Origin of the sequence: Mesorhizobium sp. BH1-1-5, assembly GCF_020165615.1 — a bacterium.
Classification (GTDB): domain Bacteria; phylum Pseudomonadota; class Alphaproteobacteria; order Rhizobiales; family Rhizobiaceae; genus Mesorhizobium.
The window spans coordinates 14,209-39,994 of record NZ_JAIUIM010000016.1 but is presented as its reverse complement, the minus strand read 5'-3'; the positions used below and the strand labels follow the sequence as shown (position 1 = coordinate 39,994).

Sequence of the window (25,786 nt, the reverse complement as noted above, 5' to 3'; positions counted from 1 at the left end):
CTTCGATCAAGGTCACGGAATGGATTCCAGGGTCTCCGCGACGCCGCTTCGCGGCTGCTCCGCCCTGGAATGACGAGACTGCGGGGCTTCCGCTAATTCCCCAGCGTTTGCACCGATCTCCCGGAAAGGATGGTGAAGTTCGTCCACCGATAAACGGCAACTTCTGCCCTAGTTCCTAACAAGCTTCGCCTTCTCGCCCTGCAGGAAACGCCGCAGCGCCGGGTCGCGCTCGAGTCCGATCGCCTGGTCGTAGGACTCGGCGGCTTGCTTGGTATTGCCGAGCCTGGCCAGCAGCCCGGCGCGTGCGGCCCAATAAGGCTGGTAGTCCTGCAGCCGCTTGTCCTCGCCCAGCACGTAAAGCGCCGCCAATCCGGCCGGCGCGCCTTCGGTTTCGGCAATCGCCACCGCGCGGTTGATCGCCACCACCGGCGAGCCGGCCACGGCTTGCAGCGCGTCGTAAAGCTGGCGGATGGCCACCCAGTCGGTGCCGCTGCCGCGCCGGCGCGCCGTATGGGCGGACTGCACGGCGGCCTCCAGCTGGTAGCGGCCGATGATCTCCCTTTGCGCCGCGCGCACCAGCAAGGCTTCCGCCTCGTCGATCAGGCTGTCGTCCCAGAGCGCGATATCCTGCTCGGCCAAAGGCACGAAATCCCCTTCCGGACCGCGCCTTGCCGAGCGGCGCGCCTCGGCGAACAGCATCAGCGCCAGCAGGCCGAGCGTCTCCGGCTCGTCCGGCATCAGCGAGGCGACCAGCCGTCCGAGCCAGATGCCTTCGGCGGCGAGGTTGCGCCGCCGGCTGTCGGTGCCGGTCGGATCCGACCAGCCTTCGGCGAAGGCGGCGTAGATCGCCTCCAGCACCGCGCCCAGCCGCTCGCCCAGCTCCGCCTGCTCCGGCACGCGAAACGGGATACCGGTCTCGCGGATGCGCGCCTTGGCCCGCACCAGCCGCTGCCCCATCGTCGCCGGCGAAACCAGGAAGGCCGACGCGATCGTCGCGGCGTCGAAACCGAGGATCGTCTGCAGGATCAGCGGCGCGCGCACGCTCGCTTCGATCGCCGGATGGGCGCAGGCAAACATCAGCCGCAGCCGGTCGTCGGGCAGCTCCTCGCCGCTCATGCGCGCCTCCATCTCCTCGGCGATCAGCTTGAGATGATCGCGGGCCGCCTCGCCGGTCAGCCGCCGCCGCACCGCGTCCACGTCGCGCCGGCGCGCCACCGACAGCAGCCAGGCTTCCGGCTGCGCCGGCACGCCGGTCCGCGGCCAGCGTTCGAGCGCGGCGGCAAAGGCATCGGCCAGCGCATCCTCGGCGCCCGCGACGTCGCGTGTGCGCGCCGCCAGCCAGGCGATGAGCTTGCCATAGCTGCGCCGGGCGGCCGCTTCGGCCGCCGCCCGCGCGATCTCCGAGCGATCATCCATCACAGCGTTCGCTATGCGGCTTCTATGTACTCGGCCATTTCCCAGATCGGCCGCACCTCGACCGTGCCGGTGCTGGATGCCGGGCAGCGCGCCCCCCATTCGATCGCCGTGTCGATGTCGGCGGCCTCGATCATGTAGAAACCGGCCAATTGCTCCTTGGTGTCGGCATAGGGGCCGTCGAGCACATTGGTCTTGCCGCTGGCCAGCCGCACCGAGGTGGCCGCCTGGGTCGGCCGCAGCCGCTCGCCGGCGATATACGCGCCGGATTTCTTCAGCGCCTCGGTATAGGCGCCATAGGCCGCGAGCACCTGCTGGGTCTGCTCCTTCGGCGCGTTCGCCATCGCGGCTTCGTTATTGTAGATCAAAAGCATGTATCGCATGGTCTTTTCCCGTTTTGTTGAAGGCCGCATCGTCGCGTGCCGACCTATGTCGCGCGGCCGCGGCCGATTTCGACAGGCGCCTCGAAAATCTTTCGTCCCCAAAGCAAGCGAGCGCAAGCCGGCGCCTTTCGCCGCCACTCAACCATTGGTCTAACGCATGCAATTGCGGGTTGGCATTTGGCTCCTCCCGTCTAAACTCGTCGCGGCTCGCCGGGAGGGCGGGTTTGCGGGCCAGATGTTTTCAGGGAGGAAATCGCGATGTTCAATTTCAGGACCAAGCTTGTTGCCGCCGGCGCGTTGGCCTTGTCGCTCGGCCTTGGCGCCGTGACGGCCGGGGCGCAGGAATTCATCAATGTGCTCACCGGCGGAACGTCGGGCGTCTACTATCCGCTCGGGGTCGCGCTGTCGGAGATCTACGGCAAGGGCATCGAGGGCTCGCGCACACAGGTTCAGGCGACCAAGGCTTCGGTCGAAAACCTCAACCTCCTGCAGCAGGGCAAGGGCGAGATCGCCTTCGCGCTCGGCGATTCGGTCAAGATGGCCGCCGAAGGCAACACGGAGGCCGGCTTCCCGGGCAAGCTCGACAAGCTGCGCGGCATCGCCGCGATCTATCCCAATTACATCCAGATCGTCGCCAGCCAGGAATCCGGCATCAAGACGCTCGCCGACCTCAAGGGCAAGAGCCTGTCCGTCGGCGCGCCCGCCTCCGGCACCGAGCTCAACGCGCGCGCCATCTTTGCCGCCGCCGGTCTCAAATATGAGGACCTCGGACGGGTCGAGTATCTGCCCTTTGCCGAGTCGGTCGAGCTGATCAAGAACCGCCAGCTCGACGCCACCTTGCAGTCGGCCGGCCTCGGCGTCGCCTCCATCCGCGACCTCGCGACCTCGCTTCCCATCAACGTCGTCGCCGTGCCGGCCGAGGACGTCGCCAAGATCGGGGCGCCCTACATTTCCGTGGTTATCCCGAAAGGCACCTATGAGGGCCAGACGGAAGACGTCGCGACCGCCGCGGTCGGCAATTTCCTGGTTACCCGCGCCGACGTGTCCGACGACACCGCCTATCAGATGACCAAGCTGCTGTTCGAGCATCTCGACCAGCTGGCTGCCGCTCACGCCGCCGCCAAGGCAATCGATCCGGCAAAGGCGCTGGACGGCATGCCCGTGGCGCTGCACCCCGGCGCGGAGCGCTATTACAAGGAAAAGGGGCTGCTGAAGTAGACGCCTTCCCATTGAGGGAGGGCTATCGCATAGCGCAGCGCCAGCCCCCTCATCCGGCCGCTTCGCGGCCACCTTCTCCCCGTCGGGGAGAAGAGAATGGCGCCAACGCCGACCGCCTCCTCTCCCCTCGGGGAGAGGTCAGCCGAGCGAAGCGGAGGCTGGGTGAGGGGAAGTGCCCTATGCGGCTTCCCTGCCCTCAACGGAGACGGTATTGCCCGCCAGGAACCCGCCAATGACCGAAACCCCGACCGTTCTGTCTCCAACCGCCGAAGAACAGGTCGAAGGCCTGCCGCCGGGCTTCGGCGACGGCCTCGCCGGCAAGGCCGCCTTTGCCATCGCCGTCGCCTTCTCCGTCTTCCAGATCTACATCGCCGCCTATGGCAGCCTGCCCAGCCAAGTGGTGCGCGCCATGCATGTCGGCTTCCTGCTGCTGCTCGGTTTCGGCCTCATCGCCAACCTGCGCGCCGGCAGCGCCGCGGCGAAGGTGGGCTTCTGGGTGCTCGGCCTGCTCGGCTTCGGCACCGGCCTCTACAATTGGGTGTTCTACGCCGACCTCATCCGCCGCTCCGGCTTCCTCACCACGCCGGATCTGATCGTCGGCGCGCTGCTGGTCGTGCTGGTCTTCGAAGCGGCAAGGCGGCTGATGGGCCTGCCGCTGGCGGTCATCGCCTTAATCTTCCTCGCCTATTGCTTCGTCGGCAATCACCTGCCGCCGCCCTTCATCCATCGCGGCTATGATTTCGCGCAGTTGGTCGACACCTTCGCCTATGGCACCGAAGGCATATACGGCACGCCGGTCTATGTTTCGGCCGCCTACATCTTCATCTTCGTCGTCTTCGCCGCCTTCCTCGAACGGGCCGGCATGATCGCGCTGTTCAACGATTTCGCGCTCGGCCTCGTCGGTTCGTGGCGCGGCGGTCCGGCCCAGGTCTGCGTGCTGTCCTCGGCGCTGATGGGCACCATTTCCGGTTCGGGTGTCGCCAATGTCGTCGCCAGCGGCCAGTTCACCATCCCGCTGATGAAGCGCTTCGGTTTCCGCTCCGCCTTTGCGGGCGCGGTCGAGGCGACCTCCTCGATGGGCGGCCAGATCATGCCGCCGGTGATGGGCGCCGTCGCCTTCATCATGGCCGAGACGCTGAACATCCCTTACGCCGAGGTGGTCAAGGCGGCGATCATCCCGGCGCTGCTCTATTTCGGCGCCTGCTTCTGGCAGGTGCATCTGGAAGCCGGCAAAGCCGGCCTGCACGGCATGGCCAAGGCCGAGCTCCCCAACCCTTGGGAGGCGGTGCGGAAGCACTGGCCGCTGGTGCTGCCGCTCGCCGTGCTGGTCTACCTTTTGTTTGCCGGCTACACGCCGATTTTCGCCGGCACGATGGGCCTGGCGCTGACCATCGTGCTCATCCTCGGCACGCCGCTGGCAGCTTTGATCGGGCCATTCGCCTTCCGCGTCGTCTTCTGGCTGGCGCTCGGGCTTGCGGCTGCCTCCTTCATGCGCTTCGGCGTCAATGCGCTCAGCCTGGTCATCGCGGCGCTGGTCGTCGCCTGCCTCGCCTTCAAGGGCGGGCGCGAGACGCTGCGCATTTGCGTCGACTCGCTTGCCGAAGGAGCCAAGAACGCCCTGCCCGTCGGCATCGCCTGCGCCATCGTCGGCATCGTCATCGGCACGCTGACGCTCACCGGCATCGCCTCCACCTTCATCGGCTGGATCATTTCCATCGGCGAGAACAATCTGTTCCTGTCGCTGGTGCTGACCATGCTCACCTGCCTGGTTCTCGGCATGGGCATTCCGACGATCCCCAACTACATCATCACCTCCTCGCTCGCCGGCCCGGCGCTGCTGTCGCTCGGCGTGCCGCTGGTGGTGAGCCACATGTTCGTCTTCTATTTCGGCATCATGGCGGATCTCACCCCGCCGGTGGCGCTCGCCGCCTTCGCCGCCGCGCCGATGGCGAAGGAAAGCGGCCTCAAGATCGGCATCCAGGCGACCAAGCTCGCCATCGCCGGCTTCGTCGTGCCGTTCATGGCCGTCTACACGCCGGCGCTGATGCTGCAGGACGCCGGTCCGATCGCGGCTTCGTTCGGCTATCCGGTCGAGGTCGCCTATATCGTCGTCAAGGCCTGCATGGGCATCGTGCTCTGGGGCGCCGCCGCCGTCGGCTTCCTTGCCCGCCGCATGGCCTTGTGGGAGCGTCTCGTCGCCTTCTGCGCCGGCCTGCTGCTGGTGGCCGCATTGCCGCTCACCGACGAGACCGGATGGGTGCTGGCGCTGGTCTGGATCGGCTGGCACTGCTGGCGTGCCCGCCGACTGCCCACGGCCGGCGCCTGATGAGCCTGTGTATCCTCGCCGCCGGCAAGACGGTGACGCTCGCCGTCGCCGCCTTCACGCTGTCCTGGACGCATTCGGTGGAACGGACGCGCTGGCAGGAGGATTGGAAAGTGCTGCCTGCCGGGCTGCAGGTCGTCGAGGCGCGGGTCAAGGGCTCCGGCGCCGGCATGGAGCCGCCCGAGGGCTCGGTGCTGCGGCACGGTTGGTGGATCTATGCGCCGCGCATCGGACCCCAGCCGCGCCTGGTGCTCGCGGCGTCCGGCGCCACCGGTCAAGGCTGGACGCTGTGCACGGCCTCGGGCTGCCGGGAACTGGGCGCCACGGCCGGCGAGCCCACCGTGCTCGAACCCTGCGACGGCACGAGCCAGCCGCGGTAGCGCACGATCAGCCCGGCCGCCGGGTGCGATATCTCGACATGGAAGCGGAAGCGGCCGTCCTCGACCGTTTCGTAGGCGTTCGAGCGGGGGCATAGCCACATCGGCAAGGGCAGGCCGAGGAAGCTCCAGCGGCGCAGCGCGAGGCGGAGCCGGTTCTCGTCGACGACCAGCGCCATGGCGAAGGTGAGCGGGCCGAAGCGCTCGCAAAGCAGCCGCTGCGAGCGGCCTCGCCCGGCGAACTGCCGGCTCGAAAAGCGGTGCGCTCCGAAAGTCCGCGTCCAGGTCTCGCCATCCGCGCCGATGTCGAAGCGGACTTTGACCGGGATATCCGTCCCAGCGGATGGAAAGCCGATCAGCCGTGCTGCAAGCCGGCTAAGCATGCCGCCGCCGCGCTCCACGCTCGCGCGGCCCTGCGCCAGCGCCGCTCCCTCATGCATGGCGCGGATTTCGGCGGGAAGGTCTGTCCAGGCATCGCCGAGCAGGTCCGGATAGAGCGCCTTCGCCTTGTCGGTGTCGTCCCTGAAGCCGGCGTGGATCGTCTTGCCAGCGAAGAGCGCTTCATAGTCCTCGAGCTCGACGTCATGCACCGCGGCTCGCGCGCCCGGCGCGGGCATGCGGCCGGCGAGCGCCTTGCGGAGGATCGCCTCGACCGCCATGGAGGGGATCAGCGGCCCGTCGTCGCCCTCGGCCAACAGATGCCAGGATCGCTTGATCGGCCTGCCTGCTTCGTCCGCGCCTTCGACCGCGACGAACATGCCGCCGCGATGCTCGCCCCATGAGCGCCGGTTGGTCGCCCAATGCATCAGCGAGGCCAACGGCGACAGCGAGCGGATGAGGCCTATACGCACCAGCCACGCCAGGCCGATCAGTGCCCCGTGCAGCACCTCCGGCACCGGGCCGGCGCCCATCCAGATGGTCTTCGCTTCCGGCCAAAGCGCCTGCAGCGCCCGCAAGTCCGGCACGTCGACCAGCGAGAACAAAGTGTTGCGCACCGGCACGCGTCCAGGCGGCGCGATCGTATAGCGCATCTGCTCGGTGAGCGGATAACCCTTGGCAGGCTTGCCACCCCGCACCAGCCGCACGGGCCGGCCGGCATAGCTTGCAATGGCACGGATGACGTTTTCGCCGACGCCGGCGAAGGGCGACGGCGCGATGCCGCCGCGGATAGTATCGATGCGTGCCATGCCGGCCGAAAGACGCCGCACCACCGCCGCGGTCAGAACAGGAAAACTCGACACCCCGGACAGCACCATCACGCCGGCCGCCCTGGCCGCAGCGTCGAAAGCGGAGACCCCCGCAACGAATTCCGAGCCGTCGGCAAGGTCGAGATAGTGGATGCGCGCGTCGATACAGGCTTCGATCAGCCGGTAGCGCCCCTCGCCATAGGCCTGGAACGGGCCGCTGGCGTCGACGACGATATCGGGCCGCATGTCGGCGAGTTGCGCGGCAAGGTCGCCGTCGCGGTCGAACACCGCCGGCACGAGCCGCGCCTTGGTGTCGCCTCGACCCCTGCAATAGGCCGCTGCCTTGGCGAGCGACCGTCCGGCGATGATGAGCTCGAGCCGAGGCTCGTTCTCCAGCAGTTGGACGATGCGTCCGCCGAAGGTGCCGTAGCCGCCGACGATGAGAAGCTTCATGCTTGGCCCCTAGAGCAATTCCAGGAAAAGTGTGCAGCGGTTTCCGTCCGGAATTGCGTGGGAACAAATACCCTTAGCCGATCAACCGCTCCCGCAACTCGGCCGAAGGAATGTCGCAACTGTCCTTGCGGCCGAACAGCGCGTAGCGGTTCTTGGCGACCCGATCGTAGAGCCAGTCGCGCAGCGGCCGCGGCAGGATGAGCAGCGCCTTCATCGCGCGCCATGGCCAGCCGAGCGCGGCCATGACGGCGACGAAGCTGTCGAGCTTGGTGAAGGCCGCGCCGTCGATGATGGCGAGGTTGCTGTCGTAATCGTCGGTCGGCAGGCCATGCCGGCGAAACAGCGCCTCGCCGATCGGCGATTGCGCCGTGGCGAAGCGGAAGCGTTTTTTCCGGTCGAGCCTGAGGATGAGCTGGACGAAGCCCGAGCAGAACACGCAGACGCCGTCGAAGACGATCAGCGGATAGCGGGCGTCATAAGCCTGGCTTGGAGAGGCGGGACGGCTCGGTTCGGGCAGGTCGGTCATGGCGGCCCCGGCTGCTTGTGCCTTTAGACACTAAGCCAGCCGGCGGCGGCGTCAAAGTCGCGGCGTTGTCGCACGCCAGTTGGCGGCGAGCGTCAGGCGCTCGGCGCGATAGGTGGTGGCGCGCTGGTCGGCGGCCGGCCGGCAGATGCGGCTGTGGTGGGCGCGTTCGCGGGTCATGATCAGTTGGCGCTGACGCCCAGCGAGTTGCCGCGGCGCGCGCAGGCCGGACCCGGGCCGCGCATGTAGTAGCGCTCGGGCCGGTAGGTCGGCGCGACGAATTCGCGAATGGCGGCGGCGTAGCCGGCGATGTGGTTCCAGAAGTTCATTTTACCTGTCCCTGTCCCGCTTTCGGATGTCCCGTCCGAATTGTTCGAGAGCATAGCGTCGAGGCGTGAATAGTCGGTGAACGTGATGTTAATTTCTGGTCCGAAAGTCGTTGCTTCGTGGCGGGATTGCGGCTGATTCGGGGTCTTTCGGTGCCTTTTGTCGCCATTCCGCTGCGTGTGACTTTTGCATCACATATGTTTCGTTCCGATGTCGCTTCGGCGCGCTTCTGTTTCACGTTCGCCCAGTGACGGGAAATTTCATTGCGTAAGGCGGGACGATGGTTCCGGTCCGTCGCGGAACCCGAGCAAGCCTCCGCCCGTTGCGGTAAGGTCGCGTCGCCCAGGAGTTCACAATGGCACCACGCCCGGCCTGGAAGGGCTATCTCAAACTGTCGCTGGTCACATGCGCCATCGAGCTGACCAACGTCGTCACCCATGCGGAAAAAGTCTCGTTCCGCATCCTCAACCGCAAGACCGGCAACACCGTCAAACGCATCTATGTCGACGCCGGAACCGGCAAGCCGCTGGAAGACGGCGATGAGATCAAGGGCTACGAGGTGAGCGACGGCGATTTCGTCCATATCGAGGAGGACGAGATCGAGGGGGTGCAGATCGAGTCCTCGCACACGATGAGCCTCGACGGTTTCGTCGAGAAATCCTCGATCGAGCAGATCTATCTCGACACGCCCTATTACGTCTCGCCGGCCGACAAGGTCTCGGAAGAAGCCTTCGCCGTCATCCGCGATGCGATGGCGGCGAGGAAGATGGCAGGGCTGGCGCGCATCGTGCTCTATCAGCGCGAACGCCCGGTGGTGATCGAGCCGCTCGGCAAGGGCATGGTGCTGACCACCTTGCGCTATGACGACACGGTGCGCCGGCCGGCGACGGTGTTCGAGGATATCGCGGCGGCGAAGACCGACAAGGAGATGATCGACCTCGCCCAGCACATCATCGACGGCAAGAAGACGAAGTTCGATCCCTCGAAATTCGACGACCGCTACGAGGACGCGCTGCTCGAGCTGATCCGCGCCAAGAAGGCCGGCAAGAAGGCGCCCAAGGCCAAGGCGCCGCCCAAGCCGTCCAATGTCGTCAACCTGTTCGACGCACTGAAGAAGAGCCTCAACGCGGAAGGCGGCGGCAAAGCCGGCAAATCTTCATCCAAAACGACGGCGCGTCGGCCGAAGGCCAAGGCGCCTGCGCCGAAGCGCAAATCCGCATAAGGGAGTGGCGGCATGGCCGGCCTCGAGCAATATCACGCCAAGCGCGACTTCAAGAAGACCGCCGAGCCGGCCGGCAAGGTCGGCAGGCAAAAGCAGGGCGGCGGCATCTTCGTCGTCCAGAAGCACGCCGCCACGCGGCTCCACTATGATTTCCGGCTGGAGCATGACGGCGTCTTGTGGAGCTGGGCGGTGACGCGCGGCCCGAGCCTCGACCCGCATGAGAAGCGTCTGGCCGTGCATGTCGAGGATCATCCGCTCGACTACGCCTCCTTCGAAGGCACCATTCCGAAGGGCCAGTATGGCGGCGGCGCGGTCATCGTCTGGGACGAAGGCAAGTGGACGCCCGATGGCGATCCGGCCCAGGGCATGAAGAAGGGCCATATCGACTTCGAGCTCGAAGGCCACAAGCTCAACGGCCGCTGGCATCTGGTCAGGCTGAGGCCGCGCCCCGGCGAGAAGCGCGACAACTGGCTGCTGATCAAATCCGACGATGCCGCCGCCCGGCCCGGCGAGGATATCCTCGAGGACGAACCGAAATCGGTGAAGTCGGGCCTCACCATCGAGCAGGTCGGCGAGGGCAAGGCCGCCAAGGGGCAGACACCGAAGGTCTGGCAGTCGAACAGGCCGGCCGCCGCCAAGGCCACGCACGCCAAACGCCTCGACTTCATCGAGCCGCAGCTCGCCACGCTGGAGAAGGAGGCGCCCGCCGGCGAAGACTGGCTGCACGAAGTGAAGTTCGACGGCTATCGCATGCAGGCGCAGATCCAAGGCAGCGAGGTCAGGTTGCTGACCCGCGCCGGCCTCGACTGGACGGAGAAGTTCGACGGACCGGTTACGGCAGCGCTTGGCAAGCTGAAATGCCGGGACGCCATTCTCGACGGGGAGATCGTGGTGCTGGCCGACAGCGGCGTCTCGTCCTTCCCATTGCTGCAGGCGGATTTGTCGGCCCGCCGCGCCGACCGCTTCGTCTATTATGTCTTCGACCTGATGCGGCTCGACGGTCAGGATTTGCGCCGCGAGCCGCTGGTGGAGCGCAAGCAGGCCCTGGCCGAGCTGCTCGGCAAGCAGCCGGAGGATTCGGCGCTGCGCTTCAGCGATCATTTCCACGAGCCCGGCAAGGTCATGCTGCAGCATGTCTGCCGCATGGGCCTGGAAGGCGTGGTGTCGAAGCGCGCCGACGCGCCATATCGCAGCGGTCGGGGGCTCTCCTGGATCAAGTCGAAATGCACGCTCAGGCAGGAATTCGTCATCGGCGGCTATCTGCCCTCGGACAAGACCGGGCGCGGTGTGCGCTCGCTATTGGTCGGCTTCAATGAGGGCGGCAAGCTGCATTATGCCGGCCGTGTCGGCACCGGCTTTTCCGGCAAGGTGATGACCGATTTGAAGAAGAAGCTCGATCGCCTCACGGCGACGGCGTCGCCCTTCTCGGCCGCCGTGCCCAAGGGCAAGGGCCTCACCTTCGTCAAGCCGGAACTTGTCGGCGAGGTGGAGTTCCGCAGCTGGACATCCGACCGTATAATCCGCCACGCCTCGTTCCAGGGGCTTCGCGAGGACAAGCCGCCGGAGGAAGTCGTGCAGGAACAGCCGAAGAAGACTAAGGCCGAGAGCGAAGCAAAGCCGGGCGCGAAGGCCGCGCCGAAGCCCTCGGGTGGAACGGCAAAAACCTCGGTAAAGCTCTCGCATCCTGACAAGCTCCTTTGGCCCGATGAAAAAATCTCCAAGCAGGACCTGCTCGATCACTACGCGCTGGTCTGGCCGCGCATGGAGCAATTCGTCGTCAACCGGCCGCTGAGCCTGGTGCGCGCGCCGGATGGCATTAACGGCCAGCGCTTCTTCCAGAAGCATGCTTCGCCCGGCATGAGCGACAAGATCGCCAGGATGAAGGACCCGACCGACGGCGAGGAGATCCTGTACATCAAGGATTTCGACGGGCTAGCCGCACTCGTCCAATATGGCGTGGTCGAGGTCCATATCTGGGGCTGCACCCTCGACGCATTGGAAAAGCCTGACCAGATCATCTTCGACCTCGATCCGGACGAAGGCGTCGACGTCGGCAAGGTGCGCGAAGCGGCACTCGACATCCGCAAGCAGCTCGACGCGCTGTCGCTGCCCAACCTCGTCAAGACCTCCGGCGGTAAGGGCTATCATGTGCTGGTGCCGCTGAAGCCATCGGCGGACTGGGACGCGGTCAAGGACTTCGCGCATGATTTCGCCCGCGCGCTGGAGCAGGCCACGCCCGACCGCTACACCGCGACGCTGTCGAAGAAGGCGCGCACCGGAAAAATCTTCGTCGACTATCTGCGCAACGGCCGCGGCTCGACCACTGTCGCGCCCTATTCCTCGCGCGCCAAGAAAGGCGCGACGGTGTCGATGCCGGTGACCTGGCCGGAGCTCGAGAAGGGCTTGGCGCCGAATGCCTTCCCGCTTGGCGATGCTTCCACGCTGGCACAGTTGAAGAAGGCGGATCCGTGGAAGGAGTTCTTCAAGCTGGGGAAGGTGTTGAAAAGGGGGTGAGCGCGGGCAAGACCCGAGGTCGCCTATGCCGCGATCCTTCGCCCCCCTCTCTGCCCGGCAGGGCAGAGAGGGGCGCCTCGCGCCGACATTTGCACGTTATCGGCACCGGGGCTTCAAGACAGAAACACCCTCTCGAACGCCTGCCTCCCCGTTGGCGAGAACACCACGGCGCGGCTGTCCTTTTCGCGCCGCGCCCATTTCTCGGCGATGATCTTGTCGAGGATGGCCGCGCCTAGCGTGCCGGCGAGATGCGATCGCCGCACGCTCCAGTCGAGGCAGGCGCGGCACACCGGCCGCCGCGCCTTGGCATGGGTCTCGATGCCGAGCGCGGAAAAATGCGAGGCTCCGGACGGTGAGAGCCTGATCTCATTGTCCTCGCGCAGCAAAAGCTTCCTGTCGAACAGCCGGTCGAGCATGGCGACGGCCTGCTCGCCGGCGAGATGATCGTAGCAGACGCGCGCCACGCGCATCGCCGCATCGCGCGGTCCCGGCCGCACCCGTTTCGGGCCGACCGCTTCGGCGACGCCGATGATCGCCTCGATCATGCCGGCCACCTGCGCGCTGGCCAGGCCGTAATAGCGATGCCGGCCCTGGCTGGCCAAGGTCAGCAGCCCGCCCTCCATCAGCTTCGACAGATGCGAGGACGCGGTGGGCAGCGACACGCCGGCCTCCAGCGCCAGCTCCGACGCGGTCAGCGCCGTGCCGCCCATCAGGGCGTTCAGCATGTTGGCGCGGGCCGGGTCGCCGACCAGGCTCGCGATGCGGGCGATGTCTGGTCCTTCACGCATGGTTTGATCCTCATCGAAGCATTCTCGTCAGGGAAGCACTATTCTGCGGTCAGCTCAATCAGCCCAGGCAAACACTCCTGACAGGAGAATGCCTATCACAACGGCGCAAGCGACGTTTCGACCCCGGTCGAAGCATCGCCGTCCGAAAACCAACCAGACGAGGAGACCGACATGACCATCACCTGCTTCATCCGCTACGAGATCGATCCGTTCGGCAAGGCGGCCTTCGAGCAATATGCGCGCGCCTGGGGTCAGGCCATTCCACGCTGCGGCGCCGAGCTGATCGGCTACTACGCGCCGCATGAAGGCTCGGCCACCACGGCCTACGCCGCCTACAACATCGAAAGCCTCGCGGCCTACGAAGCCTACCGCGCCCGGCTTGCCGCGGACCCGGCCGGCAAGGCAAACTACGAATTCGCACGGCGCGAGAAGTTCATCGTCAAGGAGGACCGCGTCTTCCTGAGGCTGGTGTCCGGCCCGCATGGTCCGCGGCAGGTCTTTCGCACCGACGTTAAGGTCAAGGAAGGGATAGAGGCATGATCGCTGTCATCTTCGAGGTCGAGCCGGCGCAGGGGAAGCGCGATGCCTATCTCGGCATCGCCGCCAATCTCCGGCCGCTGCTCGACGGCATCGACGGCTTCGTCTCGGTCGAGCGCTTCCAGAGCCTCACCGACCCGAAGCGCGTGCTCTCGCTGTCCTTCTGGCGCGACGAGGAAGCGGTCAAGGCCTGGCGCAACACCGAGGAGCACCGGCAGGCGCAGCAGGCCGGTCGCGGCGGAATCTTTGCCGGCTATCGTCTGCGCATCGCCCATGTCGTCCGCGACTATGGGCTGGAGGAAAGGGCGGAGGCGCCGCAGGATAGCAGGGCGGTGAATGGGTGAAGCGCGATTCTTCCTTCTCCCGTTGTGGGAGAAGGTGGATCGGCGCGCAGCGCCGAGACGGATGAGGGGTGTTTCAGCGGAGTGAGACGTCGGCGTTCCCTGGAACACCCCTCATCCGTCGCCTTCGGCGACACCTTCTCCCACAAGGGGAGAAGGGAAAACCTACGCATTCCCGATCAGCACACCCGCCCCGAACACCAGCGCGCCGCCCAGCACGACCTGGAAGGCGGCGCGCCAGAAGGGGGTCTGCATGTAGCGGTTCTGGACGAAGGCGATGGCCCAGAGCTCGAAGAAAACCACCACGGCGGCAACCGCGGTAGCCGTCCAGAAATGAGGGATGAGATAGGGCAGCGCGTGGCCGAGCCCGCCTAGCGTCGTCATCAGTCCGACCGTCAAGCCGCGCTTGATCGGCGAGCCGCGTCCCGACAGCTTGCCGTCGTCGGAGGCGACTTCCGTGAAACCCATCGAGATGCCGGCGCCGATCGAGGCGGCGAGACCGACCAGCAGCGTCTGCCAGGTGTCGTGCGTGGCGAAGGCGGCGGCGAAGATCGGCGCCAGCGTCGACACCGACCCGTCCATCAGTCCGGCCAGCCCGGGCTGCACATAGGTTAGGATGAACTGGCGCTGCTCGGCGCTCGCTTCCTCCACCTTGACCGTGCCCGGCACATGCTCCTGCTCCAATTGATGCGCCGAGCTCTCATGGCTCTGTTCGGCCACGGCGAGATCGTCGAGCAGTTTTCGCGTCGAGGCGTCGGTGGTGCGCTTGGCCGCCGCGACATAGAAGCGGTAAGCCTGCTGCTCCATGGCTTCGGCCTGCCGCCGCACATGCTCGATGCCGAGCGGCTTCACCAGCCAGTCGGGCTTGCGTTCGAAATAGCCTCTGACATGCTCGCGCCGGATCAGCGGGATGCGCTCGCCGAAGCGCTTGCGGTAAAGCTCGATGAGGGAATCGCGATGCCCATCCTCCTCCTCGGCCATCGCCTCGAAGACCTTGGCCGATTGCGGAAAGTCTTCCGCCAGCCCATCGGCATAGGCGCGGTAGATGCGCCCGTCATCCTCCTCGGAAGAGATCGCCAGCGCCAGGATCTCCTGCTCCGACAGCGAATCGAAGGAACGGCGGCCGAAGCCGAAAACACGGGAAAGCATGATGGGATCACTCTAGTTTAGAATTGTTCTAAACTAGGATTTCGGCCGGCCAACGTCAATTGCGAACGGCACGGGGCTGCGCGCAAAAGAGTGATCCAGCGGATCCCGGCCGCCTCTTCATTATTACCGAATGTTAGCCTATATAGCTGCCAACAATCGAAATTGAAGGAAACCGGCATGACGAACAAGAAGCCCCAGCACGCATTCGAGCCGAAACCCATTCTCGACCTCATTGCCAGCATCGAGGCCGACCTGCAGCGCCTGAAAGGCCTGGTCGAGGAACAGATCGAGAAATTCGACCCCGCCAACCCGCACAACAAGACGCCGGACGGCAAGCTGACCGAGGAAGGCGCGGAGTGCTGCTACCGCATGTTCGACGAGGGCAAGTCGCGCTACACGGTATCGCAGCAGATGAAGATATCCTTCGCCGCCGCCACGCACCGCTTCAATAGCTGGCGCAAGCTCGGCGGCAGCAAACGGACGAAGACGCTGCTGGGGTGAGGGGGCGTCAACGCAGCTAGGAGGCCGTCTTGCATAGATCGTCGGATTACTTCGTTCGACAAGGCGCCGGCGGTGAAACTGCCAATCTCCCCCGCAAGGGGGAGACCACCACTTCGCAGCCGCCGCCATCATCACCAACATTGTCTCCATCACATTTTTTCGTTGGCGCGCCGCCTCATTTTCCGTGCAGCATAAGTTGACCCATCCCCTGCGAGGCCCGTCATGCTTGATCTCCCCGGCATCTCCGACATCCGCGCCGCCGCCGCGCGGCTTTCCGGCCTGACCGTCGAAACGCCGCTGATCGAATCGCCCGAGCTCAACAAGCGCTATGGCGGCCGCATCCTGTTCAAGCCCGAGACTTTGCAGCGCACCGGCTCCTTCAAGATCCGCGGCGCTTACAACAAGCTTTCGAGCTTGAGCGAGGAAGAGCGCGGCCGTGGCGTCGTGGCCTTCTCGTCCGGCAACCATGCGCAAGGGGTGGCGGCGTCGGCCGCCATGTTCGGCGTCAAGGCGGTGATCGCCATGCCGGCCGACGCGCCGGCCATGAAAGTCGGCAATGTCCGCAAGATGGGCGCCGAGGTGGTGCCGTTCGACCGCTTCAAGGAGGATCGCATGGCGGTCGTCCGCCCCTATATCGAGAAGGGCATGGTGCTGGTGCCGCCCTTCGACGATCCGGCCATCATTGCCGGCCAGGGCACGATCGGCCTGGAGCTGATGAGGCAGGCGAAAACGCTCGGCGCGGCGCTCGACGCCGTCGTCGTGCCTTGCGGCGGCGGCGGCCTGTCGAGCGGCATTTCCGTCGCCGTCAAGGATGCTTCGCCGCAAACGCAAGTCTGGGCCGTCGAGCCCGAGCATTTCGACGACACGCGCCGCTCGCTGGCCAAGGGCGAGCGGGTGTCGAACGAGCCCGGCCACAGCTCGATCTGCGATGCGCTGCTTACCGCCGAGCCCGGCGCCATCACCTTCGAGATCAACCGCCGCAACCTCGCCGGCGCCATCGCCGTCTCCGACGAGGCCGCCGCCCAGGCGATGCGCGACGCCATGGCTTATCTCAAGCTCGTGGTCGAGCCCGGCGGCTGCGTCGCCTTTGCCGCGCTCTCGTCGGGCGAGATCGACCTCGCCGGCAAATGCGTTGCCGTGGTGCTGTCGGGCGGCAATGTCGATTTCGGCACTTATGCGCGGATCATGGCGGCGTAGGCGCTACGGCCTGCGTGCAGGATCGCCGCGATCCGTCACACCCCCTCTGTCCCGCCGGCGTTAGATCCTTAAGCGATGCGTTGATCAATCCAGCGTGCGCCTGAACCGCACCAGCGCGACGCCGGCAAACAGCGCCACGAACAGCACAAGCCAGCCGATCTCCGTCGCCACCGCCGGCAACTGGGCGCCCTTCAGCATGACCGCGCGGGTGATGCGCAGGAAATGCGTCAGCGGAAAGATCTCGCCGAAGGTCTGCGCCCAGCCCGGCATGCCGCGATAGGGGAACATGAAGCCCGACAGCATGATCGAGGGCAGGAAGAAGAAGAAGGTGAGCTGCAGCGCCTGCATCTGCGTGCGCGCGATCGTCGAGATCGTGTAGCCGAGCAGGACCAGCGACAGCACGAACACCAGCACCGCCGATAGCAGCAGCGACATCGATCCCATGAAGGGAATGGCGAACAGCAGTTTCGCCGCGGCCAGCACCACCACCACCTGCACCGCGCCCACCACAAGGTAGGGCAGCACCTTGCCCATCATGATCTCCAGCGGGCTCGACGGCATGGCCAGCAGGTTTTCCATCGTGCCGCGCTCGGTCTCGCGCGTCAGCGCGATCGAGGTCATCATCACCATCGTCATCTGCAGGATGACGCCGAGCAGGCCGGGCACGATGTTGTACTGCGAGATGCCTTCGGGATTGTAGCGCCGGTGCACGATGACATCGAGCTGGCCGCGCGCCGCCTCCTTGGCAGCTTCCTGCGTTCCCTGCGCCCTCAGCAGCGCCTGGCTGGCGACGGTGCTCAGCGTCGAGATCGCGCCGCTGGCCACCGCCGGATCGGTGGCGTCGGCCTCGATCAGGATCTGCGGGTTGTCGTCGCGCTCCACCCGTCGCGCGAAATCGGCGGGAATGGTGACGACGAAGGAGACATCGCCGCGCGCCATCAGGAACTCGGCTTCCTCGGCGCTTTGCGCGACATGGTCGAAGCGGTAATAGCCGGTGGTCTGCAGCGCCGAGACCATCGCCCGCGTGTAGGGGTCGCTGCTGGTCGCCACCAGTGCTGCCGGCAGGCTCTTCGGGTCGTTGTTGATCGCGTAGCCGAACAGCACCAGCTGGATCAGCGGCACGCCCAGCATCATGGCGAAGGTGATGCGGTCGCGCCGCATCTGGATGAATTCCTTGATCAGCAGCGCGCCCAGCCTGGCGAAGGAGAAGACCGCGTTCATGCCATATTGTCCTTCGAGCCGGACATGAACTGGATGAACACATCCTCCAGGCTGGTCTCGCCGGGTTTCACCGTGACGCCCTTATGCTCCTTCTCGACATCGGCGAGCGCCTTCTCCAGCGCCGCCTTGTCGGAGCCGACGACATGCAGCGTCGCGCCGAACGGCGCCACCTGGTCGACGCCGGGCCGGCCCTGCAACGCTTCGGCGACCTGGTCGAGCCGCGGCCCCTGCAGCACGAACGTCGTCAGCCCGGCATTCCTCACCACCTCGTCGACCGTGCCGGTGGCGAGCATCTTGCCGTAGGAGATGTAGCTGATGCGGTGGCAGCGCTCGGCCTCGTCCATGTAATGGGTGGAGACGAGCACGGTCAGCCCACCGCCGGCCAGCCGATGGATCTCGTCCCAGAACTCGCGCCGCGCCTTGGGGTCGACGCCGGCCGTCGGCTCGTCGAGCAGCAGCAGCTTCGGCTTGTGCATGATGCAGGCGGCCAGCGCCAGCCGCTGCTTCCAACCGCCCGAAAGCGTGCCGGCCAGCTGGTTGCGGCGGCTCGCCAGGCCGAGCTCTTCCAGCGTCCTCGCCACATACTGCTCGACCGGCCTCAACCGGTAGAGCCGCGCCACGAATTCGAGGTTCTCGCCGATCGTCAGATCCTCGTAGAACGAGAATTTCTGCGTCATGTAGCCGACTTCGCGCTTGATCTTCAGCGCGTCGCTGCGGATGTCGAAGCCCAGCACCGTGCCGTCGCCTTCGTCCGGCGTCAAAAGCCCGCACATGATGCGGATGGTCGTCGTCTTGCCCGAGCCGTTCGGCCCGAGGAAGCCGACGATCTCGCCTTCGGCGACCGTCATCGTCACATGGTCGACGACGGTCTTGTCGCCGAAGCGCTTGACCAGGCCGCGAACGTCGATGGCGTTCATTGCCCGAGATCCGCGAGATCGACATCGACGATCTGGCCGGGCTGCAGCGGCCCGGCATTGCCGTCCGGCCGCGCCTCGACGAGATAGACCAGCTTCTGCCGGTTCTCGAGCGAGTAGATCACCGGCGGCGTGAATTCGGGATCGGGCGAGACATAGCTGACGCGCGCCTTCAGCCCTGTTCCGCAGCCGTCGCAATGGACGTTGAGCTCGCTGCCGACCTTGACCGACGAAAATGCGCTTTCGGGCACATAGACGCTGAGCTTCACGGCGCCGTCCGGCAGCATCGAGATCACCGGCGCGGTCGGTCCGGCGGTGTCGCCGGGATTGCGGATGACGTCGTTGACGCGGCCGGGCGAGGGCGCGGCCAGCACCCGCTTCGACAGCCGCCACTTCGCCTGCTCCAGGCTCGACTGCGCCTGCTTGACCTGGTTGTCGGCGGCCTTGATGGTCTCGGCCCGCGCCGGCAGGTTGCCGACGGCGAGATTGGCCTGCGCCTGGCCGACCTGCGCGTTGGCCGTCTCCAGCGAGGCCGAGGCGGTGTCGTAGTCGGCCTGAGTGCCGGTGCCGCGCTTGTAGAGGTCGCTGGCGCGGTCGTATTTGCGCTTGGCGTCGGCGGCCTGGGCCTTGGCCATGTCGACCTCGGCCTTGAGCACGGCGATTTCCTCGGGACGCTTGCCGACCTGCAAATCGGCAAGCTGCGCCTGCGCCTGCGCAAGTGCTGCCTCAGCCTGCGCCACCTCGATCCTGGCGTCGGCGTCTTCCAGCGTCGCCACCGCCGTGCCGCTCTCGACACGGTCGCCGCGCCTGACGGTCACCGTCGCCACCTGCGCCACTTCGATCGGCGCCATCAGCACATATTCGCCTTCGACATAGCCGACAGCCAAAGGCGCGGCCGGCGTGCAGGCGCCGAACAGCTGGGCCGCGAGCGGCAGCGAACAGAGAAAGCTCATGATTTGCCCTTCCTGCCGGCGGCCGGCCCACGTGCCGCCAGCATCGCCCTGAGGTTGCCGGTCGTGACCGCCACCACCTTGGCGGCCTCTTCATTGCCGATCCCGCGCCAGCCCATGCGGCGCATCACCGCCTCGCGGCCGATGCGGAAATAGATGACCTGGCCGATCATGGTGAAGACGGTGAGCTTGGTCGCCTCGCTCTCGGCCGGTTCGCCGGTCGCCTGTTCCCATATCTGGCACAGCCGCCGGTGCGTCGGCTCGAAGACGCCGGCATAGATGCGGTCGAGCGCGGCGGTCGGATGCGAGAGTTCGCGAAGTACGAATTGTACGATCTCGCCGGCCTGCGGACTGGCCACGACGAAACCGACCATCCGCTCCAGTGCTGCGAAAAGCTGGGCCCGGGCGGCTTCCGGGTCGAGGGGCGGAGCGGCCTGGGCGCCGCCCAGCGCCTGGCCGGCGATTCCCTGGATGGTGTCGACGATGAAGTCGGCGGCGGCGGCGCGCAGGCCTTCCTTGCCGCCGAAATGATAGGCGATGGAGCCGATATTGGCCTTAGCCTCGGCCGCGATCTCGCGCGTCGAGGTGCCGTCGAAACCTTGCCGCCCGAACAGCTTTAGCGCCGCGTGCACCAGCGCCGCCCGCGTTTGATCGGCAGTGGTGGCCTCGCGCGGCTGCCTTTTTATGATCGGTTGCTTATTCATATCCAGACTTTAATCAATCGATTGATTAAAGTCAAATTTGGCCTCTGAGTCGGCTTGCCTTCCCGGCCCTCACAGGCTTTAGTGCGCGGCCATGGGCAAGGAAGTCGAGCGTAAGTTCCTGGTCTCCAGTCCCGCCTGGCGCGACGGGGTCGAGGCGGAAATCCGTATTCGCCAGTTCTATGTCGCCGCCCAGCCCGGCCGCACGGTGCGCGTGCGCATCAGCGACGGGCGCTCCGCCAGGCTGACGCTGAAGTTCGGCGACAGGGCGCGCGAGCGCGACGAATTCGAATATTCCATCCCGCTTGCCGAGGCCGAGGAATTGATGACGTTTGCCGTCGGACGTGTCATCGAGAAGACACGCCACCATGTTAGACACCGCAGCTATCTCTATGAAGTCGATGTTTTCGGCGGCAAGCTCGCGGGGTTGGTGATCGCGGAGCTGGAGACGCCGGAGGACGTATCTGACGAAATGCTGCCCGACTGGCTCGGTCGCGAGGTCACCGGCGAGTCGAGGTTCTACAACGCGTCGCTGGCCCTCGGGGGGATTCCGGAGATCGCCGCATGAGCTTCCGTATCGATCCGCGCTTGCCGCTGACGGGCGAGGTCAGGCGCATATTGGCCGACGAGATCGGCAAGGCAATCGCTCATCTCGAGATGGCGCGCGAGAAGCCGGAGCAGGGGCTGCACAAATGCCGCAAGCGGCTGAAAAGCGTGCGCGCCTTGCTGCGCCTGGTTCGTTCCGGGGACGAACCGTTCTGCCAGACCGAGAACGAATGCTATAAGCAGGTCTCGGCGCTGCTCGCAGGCCCGCGCGAGGCGACCGCCTTGATCGAGACTGTCGACCGCCTTGCCCAAGCCTTTCCGGAACAATCCGCGGGCGGCGGTCTCGACCCGGTGCGCGAACGGCTGGTGCTGCGCCAGCACGAGCTCCATGCCGGTCCCGGCCTCGACGCCGCCATCAATGCGGCCATCGCCGCCTGCCGTGAAGGCCTGGAGCGCATCGCCAGGCTGGCGCTGCCCGATCAGCCGGAGCAAGCGGCCGACATCCTGGCCGACGGCGCCCGCGCCACCTTGCGGCGGGCGAAGAAGGCGCTGGACAAGGCGGGAGAGCGCGGCAAGGACGAGGATTTTCACGACCTGCGCAAGGCGGCCAAGACACACTCGATGCATCTGTCCCTGCTCGGCCGCCTGTGGCCGACGCCAATCAAGGCGCGCCGCAAGGCGGTCGACAAGCTCGGCGAGCAACTCGGCGAATTGCACGACGTCTTCGTCATGCGCGCGCTGCTCGATGCCCAGGGCGAGCCGCTTGGCCCGGCCGACGAGACGAAGCTTCTGCGCAAGCTCCTGAAGCGCTCCGAAAAGAGCCTGACCAAGGCCTGCCTTGCCGATGCCACCGACCTGTTCGGCGACAGCCCAAAGCGCTCGGCCAAAAGGCTCGCCCGCAAGGCGCGCGACGATCTCGCCGGCCCCCAGGAAGAAGCGAAAGCGGCTTAGCACCGCCCTAACCTTCTCCCCTTGTGGGAGAAGGTGGCCGCGAAGCGGCCGGATGACGGGTGCTCCAGCTTGGCCAACGCGCTCGTCAAAAGCGGCAATCGCTAACGTCTCATTCCCTGGAACACCCCTCATCCGTCGCCTTCGGCGACACCTTTTCCCACAGGGGGAGAAGGGAAGGCGCTACGCCGGTAGCGCACGTTTCTCCTTTGCCGCTCGCGCCCCCGCATCCCTCGGATGCGGCCCGATCGGCATGATCGCCGGAAACGGCGTCGCCCCGAAAGCAAAGGTCCATTTGTAGCCGGTGAGCTGGTCCTCGGGCGTGGTGTGCTGATCGTGATGGGCAAGCAGCCTGGCGCGTTCGGCGAGCTCGTCGGCCTCGCGCCGCAGCATCTCCGCCGTTTCCGGCCGCATCCGCCGGGAGAAGCTGATGAAGGTCGCGCCGTGCTCCATGTGGCCGAGCGCCCAGCCGACAAAATTCTTGTTGGTCATCTCGAAATGCGGTTTCAGCGGCCCTTCGAAATCCCACTGGATCGGCGTGTCGACGAGCAGCCTTGCCGACAGGCCGCGCCCCAGCGCCACCAGCCCAAGCTCCTCGAGGTCGCGCAGATAGAGGAACATCGAAGCTTCGCTCAGGCCCTGCGAGCGCATGATGCCTTCCGGCGTGAACCTCTCCGACAGCATGATGAAGACGAAGAGCAGCGCCGGCCGCGCCGCCAGCCTGCGCTCGATCTCCGGCGCGACACGGTTGGCCGGACCCGGCCCGCGGTTCATCGCGCCGAGCACGTTCTCCAGCTCGACATCGGCCGCGGCACAGATCTCCATCAGCCGGTCGAGCTTGCAGTTCTTCTCATGGAAGATGCGCTTCACCGTCGGCTCGGAAATGCCCATGCGTTCGGCCAGCGTCCGGTAGGTCAGGCCCTTGGCCTTCAGCGTCCGTTTCAGCGCCTCGAAGATCGGACCGTTCATGGAATGCGCCTCGTTCATGCGAATTGGTATTGAGATGCGATACTAGTCTTGTTCCGACTTTCAGGAAAGTATCGAAAACCCTAGCTCTCCGCCGTCATCACAGGAGAGCACTCATGAAACGTCTCATCGCTTTTACCGCCTTCGCCGCCATCGCCGTCGTGTCCGCCGCGCAGGCCGGCGAAGCCTGGCGCGCCACCGGCTTCGGGCAGCCGGAATCGGCGCTTGTCGATGCCGCCCATAACCGCATCGTCGTCTCCAACATCGTCGGCAATCCCGGCGACGCGGACGGCAATGGCTATTTGTCGCTTCTGTCGATGGACGGCAAAATCATCACGCGCCATTGGGTGGGCGGCATGGACGCGCCCAAGGGCATGGCGATCGCCGGCGGCAGGCTCTACGCCGCCGACATCACCAAGGTGCGCGTCGTCGATCTCGCCAGCGGCAAGCTAGTCGAGACCATCGATGTGCCCGGCGCCGTGTTCCTCAACGACATGACGCAGGACAGCGCCGGCAAGGTCTATGTCAGCGACATGCTGGCCGACACGATCTACCGCATCGACGGCGACAAGCCGGAGCCGTTCGTCAAGGACGCGTTGCTGGCTTCGCCCAATGGCGTCTTCGCCGATGGCGGCAGGCTGATCGTCGCGTCCTGGGGCAAGGGCATCAACAGAAAAGATTTCAGCACCGCCGAGCCCGGCGGCCTGCTGTCGGTCGACCTCGCCACGAAGAAGATCACGCCGCTGCCGGGAGCTCAGAAATTCGCCGACCTCGACGGCGTCATCGCCATAGGCGACACCATCTACGCCACCGCCTACATGACCGGCACGCTCTACAGCTACAAAACAGGCGGCGCGCCGCAAGTGGTTGCCACCTTCAAGCCGGGCAGCGCCGATATCGGCACCGACGGTGAAAAGATCTTTGTGCCGCTGATGGGCGAAGGGGAGGTTGCGGCGCTGTCACTGGAGTGAGCATGCGGAAGTGATTGCGGGGCATTGCGCCGCGTTCCTTCGCGCCCCCCTATGGCCTGCCGGACATCTCCCCCACAAGGGGAGATTGGCAGCTTCGGCGCCTTGCTCATCCTGCAGCGTTGGCGATTGGCGAAAGCCTGCGAGACAACTGATCTCCCCCCTCATGGGGGAGATGGCCGGCAGGCCAGAGGGGGGCGCTGTCCCGCCAGCGTTTCCGATTTTCGCGCTGCAGCGCTCTGAATTCACCTCGCCCTGTCGATCCCCGCCAGCTTGTCCGGATTGCGTACGGTGTAGACCGCGGCGATGCTGCCCCGCGCGTCGAGAGCAAAGCTGAAGGTCTGGACGACGGCGCCGGCGACCGACACCACCAGTCCCGGCCCGCCATTGATCATCGCCGGCCGGATCGCCGTACGGTCGGGGTCGGGATTCTTGCGCGCCGCGCCGACAAGGAATTTCGCCACACGGTCGCGGCCGACCAGGATGTTCAGCGCCGCGGCCACCTTGCCGCCGCCGTCGGCAATGAATTCCACGTCCTCGGCCAGCAGCCGCTTCAACGGTTCGATGTCGCCGCTCACCATCGCCTGCTCGAAGCCGGCGACGTAGCGGGCGATGTCCGTCTCGCGCGCCGGAAAACGCTGGTTGTCCTGTCTTAGCATCTTGCGCGCTCGCGACGCCATCTGCCGGCAGGCGGCGGGAGACCGCTTCAGCGTCTCGGCCACCTCCTCGAAGGGCACGTCGTAGAGGTCGTGCAGAAAGAGCGCCGCGCGTTCCAGCGGCGACAGGCGCTCCAGCGCCCGCATGACACTGAACGATATGTCGAGCGCGGCGTCGCTGGTCTCGACATCGGCGCTGGCTGCCTGCTCCACGAAGGGCTCCGGCAGCCAGGGCCCGACATAGGTCTCGCGCCGCTTTTGCGCCGAGCGCAGCCGGTCGAGGCTGAGATTGGTGACGATGCGCGACAGGAGGCGCGGCGCGTCCTCGACGCTGTCGGCGCCGGCAAACCGCAGCCAGGCATCCTGCACGATGTCCTCGGCCTCGCCGACCGAGCCGAGATAGCGGTAGGCGAGCCGGATGAGCCGTTTGCGCTGGCCGAGATAGGCCTGCAGGCGTTCGCCGCTTTCGGGCTGATGCTCAGGCAAATTCCGTCTCCGCGGGATGTTCTGCACGGTTTTTCGCCGCCTCGGTCTTCAGCCACGCCAACACCGGCTCGCAAGCGTTGCCGTGGCCGAGCCCGCGCTTGAAGGTCGGATAGAGCTGTCCCGACACGACCGCGGCCGCGAGCCCGGCGATGCCTCCCTCGCCCCAGCGTTGCGCGCAGGCATCGAGAATGTCGGGCAGTTCCGGGTCGTTGTCGAGGACGGCGCGCGCATAGCGCTCGGCAAGGACCATGTCGTCTGGCAGCGAGGCGGCGGCGCCGTCGAGCAGGGCCTCGATCGCTTCGAGCTCGACGCCCGCCTCTCGCGCCATGGTGATGACGAGCTTCAGGCAGGAACCGCAATCGGCGCGTCGCGTCGCCGTGAGCCTGGCCGCGAAATAGGGCGCGGCCGGCAGCGAGAACCGCTCGTCGGTGAAGGGCGAGATCAACGCCAGCTTCAGGGCGCCGAACTCGTCGGTGTCGACCAGCTCACGCATATAGAGGGTGTCGTAGCCATAGCGGCTCTGGAACTTGCGCAGCTGTTGCTTGAGAAGCCGTTTGAACATCATGTCCTCGCTTTCGCGCTGCCTGGCAGGAAGGCGGCAAGCGGCAGCAGTCCGGGCACGACGATCAGCATTATGTCGCGCGCGGCCGCGGTGAGCGTCGTGCCATGCGCCATCTCGATCAGATGATAGATCGCGTGTCCGCCAAGGAAAATCGCGGCGGCGGCGATCAGCCGGCCGTCGCCTGGCCGCCGGCTCGCCATCAGCAGCGCGGCACCGGCGGCCAGGAAGGCGAGGCCGATGTCGCGGATGAAATGGATGTTGGCCGGTCCGGTTTCCGGGACGCCGGGGACGGCCGAATACCAGATTTCGGGCACCGTCAGCATGACGACGCCCTTGGCCGCCTGGTAGATGCCGATGATCAGCAAGAGAACGCGCATGCATGTCACCTCCTGCCACCATGACGGAATAGCCGGCT

Annotated in this window: 28 protein-coding genes; 12 read left to right on the top strand and 16 right to left on the bottom strand. The window is 66.0% G+C overall.

All coding sequences use genetic code 11. The features are described from left to right. Window positions 1-168: 168 nt before the first annotated feature. Together LB572_RS21215 and LB572_RS21210 are read right to left on the bottom strand one after the other, a co-directional pair. Window positions 169-1,416: an RNA polymerase sigma factor gene (locus tag LB572_RS21215; protein ID WP_224669086.1), complete on the bottom strand. Its 1,248-nt coding sequence runs from the start codon at window positions 1,414-1,416 to the stop codon at window positions 169-171. Between the two features lie 11 nt (window positions 1,417-1,427). Beyond that, a complete protein-coding gene (locus LB572_RS21210; protein WP_224669085.1) occupies window positions 1,428-1,796 on the bottom strand; it encodes a YciI family protein in 369 nt (122 codons plus the stop codon). Window positions 1,797-2,054: 258 nt separating this feature from the next. Between LB572_RS21210 and LB572_RS21205 the strand changes: the two genes are divergently transcribed. From LB572_RS21205 to LB572_RS21195, 3 genes are all read left to right on the top strand, one after another. Beyond that, window positions 2,055-3,014: a TAXI family TRAP transporter solute-binding subunit gene (locus tag LB572_RS21205; protein ID WP_224669084.1), complete on the top strand. Its 960-nt coding sequence runs from the start codon at window positions 2,055-2,057 to the stop codon at window positions 3,012-3,014. Window positions 3,015-3,246: 232 nt separating this feature from the next. After that, window positions 3,247-5,340, top strand: coding sequence for a TRAP transporter permease (locus LB572_RS21200; protein WP_224669083.1), 2,094 nt, complete (start codon window positions 3,247-3,249; stop codon window positions 5,338-5,340). After that, window positions 5,340-5,717, top strand: a complete 378-nt coding sequence (locus LB572_RS21195) for a DUF1850 domain-containing protein (RefSeq protein ID WP_224669082.1) — start codon at window positions 5,340-5,342, stop codon at window positions 5,715-5,717. Before LB572_RS21200 ends, LB572_RS21195 begins: the two co-directional genes overlap by 1 nt. On the opposite strand, the gene LB572_RS21190 is transcribed toward LB572_RS21195, so the two are convergent. The 4 genes from LB572_RS21190 to LB572_RS21180 form a co-directional block, all read right to left on the bottom strand. Further along, entirely contained in the window at window positions 5,612-7,354 is a 1,743-nt protein-coding gene (locus LB572_RS21190) for an SDR family oxidoreductase (RefSeq protein ID WP_224669081.1), read from the bottom strand. The genes LB572_RS21195 and LB572_RS21190 overlap by 106 nt on opposite strands. A 73-nt stretch (window positions 7,355-7,427) precedes the next feature. Next, window positions 7,428-7,880 carry a thiol-disulfide oxidoreductase DCC family protein gene (locus LB572_RS21185; protein ID WP_224669080.1) on the bottom strand — a complete coding sequence of 151 codons (453 nt, stop codon included), beginning with the start codon at window positions 7,878-7,880 and terminating at the stop codon, window positions 7,428-7,430. A 51-nt stretch (window positions 7,881-7,931) separates the two neighbouring features. Then, window positions 7,932-8,057 carry a hypothetical protein gene (locus tag LB572_RS34465; protein WP_263498209.1) on the bottom strand — a complete coding sequence of 42 codons (126 nt, stop codon included), beginning with the start codon at window positions 8,055-8,057 and terminating at the stop codon, window positions 7,932-7,934. 2 nt (window positions 8,058-8,059) lie between these two features. Continuing rightward, window positions 8,060-8,206 (bottom strand): hypothetical protein, encoded by a 147-nt coding sequence (locus LB572_RS21180; protein WP_108702809.1) that lies wholly within the window; start codon window positions 8,204-8,206, stop codon window positions 8,060-8,062. A 353-nt stretch (window positions 8,207-8,559) separates the two neighbouring features. On the opposite strand from LB572_RS21180, the gene LB572_RS21175 reads away from it, so the two are divergent. Together LB572_RS21175 and ligD are read left to right on the top strand one after the other, a co-directional pair. After that, the gene (locus LB572_RS21175; protein ID WP_224669079.1) at window positions 8,560-9,426 is read left to right on the top strand and encodes a Ku protein; all 867 of its coding nucleotides are present in this window, start codon (window positions 8,560-8,562) and stop codon (window positions 9,424-9,426) included. Between the two features lie 12 nt (window positions 9,427-9,438). Continuing rightward, the gene (ligD, locus tag LB572_RS21170) at window positions 9,439-11,940 is read left to right on the top strand and encodes a DNA ligase D (protein WP_224669078.1); all 2,502 of its coding nucleotides are present in this window, start codon (window positions 9,439-9,441) and stop codon (window positions 11,938-11,940) included. Window positions 11,941-12,053: 113 nt separating this feature from the next. On the opposite strand, the gene LB572_RS21165 is transcribed toward ligD, so the two are convergent. Continuing rightward, complete coding sequence (locus LB572_RS21165; RefSeq protein ID WP_224669077.1) at window positions 12,054-12,728, bottom strand: ArsR/SmtB family transcription factor; 675 nt, start codon at window positions 12,726-12,728, stop codon at window positions 12,054-12,056. Window positions 12,729-12,899: 171 nt separating this feature from the next. Between LB572_RS21165 and LB572_RS21160 the strand changes: the two genes are divergently transcribed. After that, a complete protein-coding gene (locus LB572_RS21160) occupies window positions 12,900-13,268 on the top strand; it encodes an NIPSNAP family protein (protein ID WP_224669076.1) in 369 nt (122 codons plus the stop codon). Then, window positions 13,265-13,609 (top strand): antibiotic biosynthesis monooxygenase family protein, encoded by a 345-nt coding sequence (locus LB572_RS21155; protein ID WP_140809511.1) that lies wholly within the window; start codon window positions 13,265-13,267, stop codon window positions 13,607-13,609. Before LB572_RS21160 ends, LB572_RS21155 begins: the two co-directional genes overlap by 4 nt. A 162-nt stretch (window positions 13,610-13,771) precedes the next feature. On the opposite strand, the gene mbfA is transcribed toward LB572_RS21155, so the two are convergent. Beyond that, window positions 13,772-14,755 (bottom strand): iron exporter MbfA, encoded by a 984-nt coding sequence (mbfA, locus tag LB572_RS21150; protein ID WP_224669075.1) that lies wholly within the window; start codon window positions 14,753-14,755, stop codon window positions 13,772-13,774. A gap of 177 nt (window positions 14,756-14,932) precedes the next feature. Here mbfA and LB572_RS21145 point away from each other — a divergent pair, with 177 nt between their 5' ends. Beyond that, window positions 14,933-15,256, top strand: coding sequence for a hypothetical protein (locus LB572_RS21145; RefSeq protein WP_140808227.1), 324 nt, complete (start codon window positions 14,933-14,935; stop codon window positions 15,254-15,256). Between the two features lie 222 nt (window positions 15,257-15,478). Further along, window positions 15,479-16,453, top strand: coding sequence for a threonine/serine dehydratase (locus tag LB572_RS21140; protein WP_224669074.1), 975 nt, complete (start codon window positions 15,479-15,481; stop codon window positions 16,451-16,453). A gap of 84 nt (window positions 16,454-16,537) precedes the next feature. Here the strand turns inward: LB572_RS21140 and LB572_RS21135 are convergent, their stop codons facing one another. From LB572_RS21135 to LB572_RS21120, 4 genes are read right to left on the bottom strand one after another with little or no spacing between them, the layout of a single operon-like run. Further along, window positions 16,538-17,674, bottom strand: coding sequence for an ABC transporter permease (locus tag LB572_RS21135; protein ID WP_224669073.1), 1,137 nt, complete (start codon window positions 17,672-17,674; stop codon window positions 16,538-16,540). After that, window positions 17,671-18,591 carry an ABC transporter ATP-binding protein gene (locus tag LB572_RS21130; protein WP_224669072.1) on the bottom strand — a complete coding sequence of 307 codons (921 nt, stop codon included), beginning with the start codon at window positions 18,589-18,591 and terminating at the stop codon, window positions 17,671-17,673. Before LB572_RS21130 ends, LB572_RS21135 begins: the two co-directional genes overlap by 4 nt. Then, window positions 18,588-19,541 carry an HlyD family secretion protein gene (locus LB572_RS21125; RefSeq protein ID WP_224669071.1) on the bottom strand — a complete coding sequence of 318 codons (954 nt, stop codon included), beginning with the start codon at window positions 19,539-19,541 and terminating at the stop codon, window positions 18,588-18,590. Before LB572_RS21125 ends, LB572_RS21130 begins: the two co-directional genes overlap by 4 nt. Beyond that, window positions 19,538-20,242 carry a CerR family C-terminal domain-containing protein gene (locus tag LB572_RS21120; protein WP_224669070.1) on the bottom strand — a complete coding sequence of 235 codons (705 nt, stop codon included), beginning with the start codon at window positions 20,240-20,242 and terminating at the stop codon, window positions 19,538-19,540. Before LB572_RS21120 ends, LB572_RS21125 begins: the two co-directional genes overlap by 4 nt. Before the next feature lie 91 nt (window positions 20,243-20,333). Between LB572_RS21120 and LB572_RS21115 the strand changes: the two genes are divergently transcribed. Together LB572_RS21115 and LB572_RS21110 are read left to right on the top strand one after the other, a co-directional pair. Next, window positions 20,334-20,807 (top strand): CYTH domain-containing protein, encoded by a 474-nt coding sequence (locus tag LB572_RS21115; RefSeq protein ID WP_224669069.1) that lies wholly within the window; start codon window positions 20,334-20,336, stop codon window positions 20,805-20,807. Then, window positions 20,804-21,736, top strand: a complete 933-nt coding sequence (locus tag LB572_RS21110; protein WP_224669068.1) for a CHAD domain-containing protein — start codon at window positions 20,804-20,806, stop codon at window positions 21,734-21,736. The genes LB572_RS21115 and LB572_RS21110 overlap by 4 nt, the downstream gene beginning before the upstream one ends. 180 nt (window positions 21,737-21,916) lie before the next feature. On the opposite strand, the gene LB572_RS21105 is transcribed toward LB572_RS21110, so the two are convergent. After that, window positions 21,917-22,702 (bottom strand): helix-turn-helix domain-containing protein, encoded by a 786-nt coding sequence (locus tag LB572_RS21105; protein WP_140808211.1) that lies wholly within the window; start codon window positions 22,700-22,702, stop codon window positions 21,917-21,919. Window positions 22,703-22,815: 113 nt separating this feature from the next. On the opposite strand from LB572_RS21105, the gene LB572_RS21100 reads away from it, so the two are divergent. Further along, on the top strand, window positions 22,816-23,670 hold the full coding sequence (locus LB572_RS21100) for an SMP-30/gluconolactonase/LRE family protein (protein WP_224669067.1): 855 nt from the start codon (window positions 22,816-22,818) through the stop codon (window positions 23,668-23,670). Window positions 23,671-23,912: 242 nt separating this feature from the next. On the opposite strand, the gene sigJ is transcribed toward LB572_RS21100, so the two are convergent. Genes sigJ through LB572_RS21085 form a run of 3 tightly spaced genes read right to left on the bottom strand, consistent with a single transcriptional unit; the run spans window position 23,913 to window position 25,748 of the window. Continuing rightward, complete coding sequence (gene sigJ, locus LB572_RS21095; RefSeq protein ID WP_224669066.1) at window positions 23,913-24,809, bottom strand: RNA polymerase sigma factor SigJ; 897 nt, start codon at window positions 24,807-24,809, stop codon at window positions 23,913-23,915. Then, window positions 24,802-25,371, bottom strand: a complete 570-nt coding sequence (locus tag LB572_RS21090; protein ID WP_140808207.1) for a hypothetical protein — start codon at window positions 25,369-25,371, stop codon at window positions 24,802-24,804. The genes sigJ and LB572_RS21090 overlap by 8 nt, the downstream gene beginning before the upstream one ends. Next, a complete protein-coding gene (locus tag LB572_RS21085; protein WP_224669065.1) occupies window positions 25,371-25,748 on the bottom strand; it encodes a hypothetical protein in 378 nt (125 codons plus the stop codon). The genes LB572_RS21090 and LB572_RS21085 overlap by 1 nt, the downstream gene beginning before the upstream one ends. Between the last annotated feature and the right edge of the window lie 38 nt (window positions 25,749-25,786).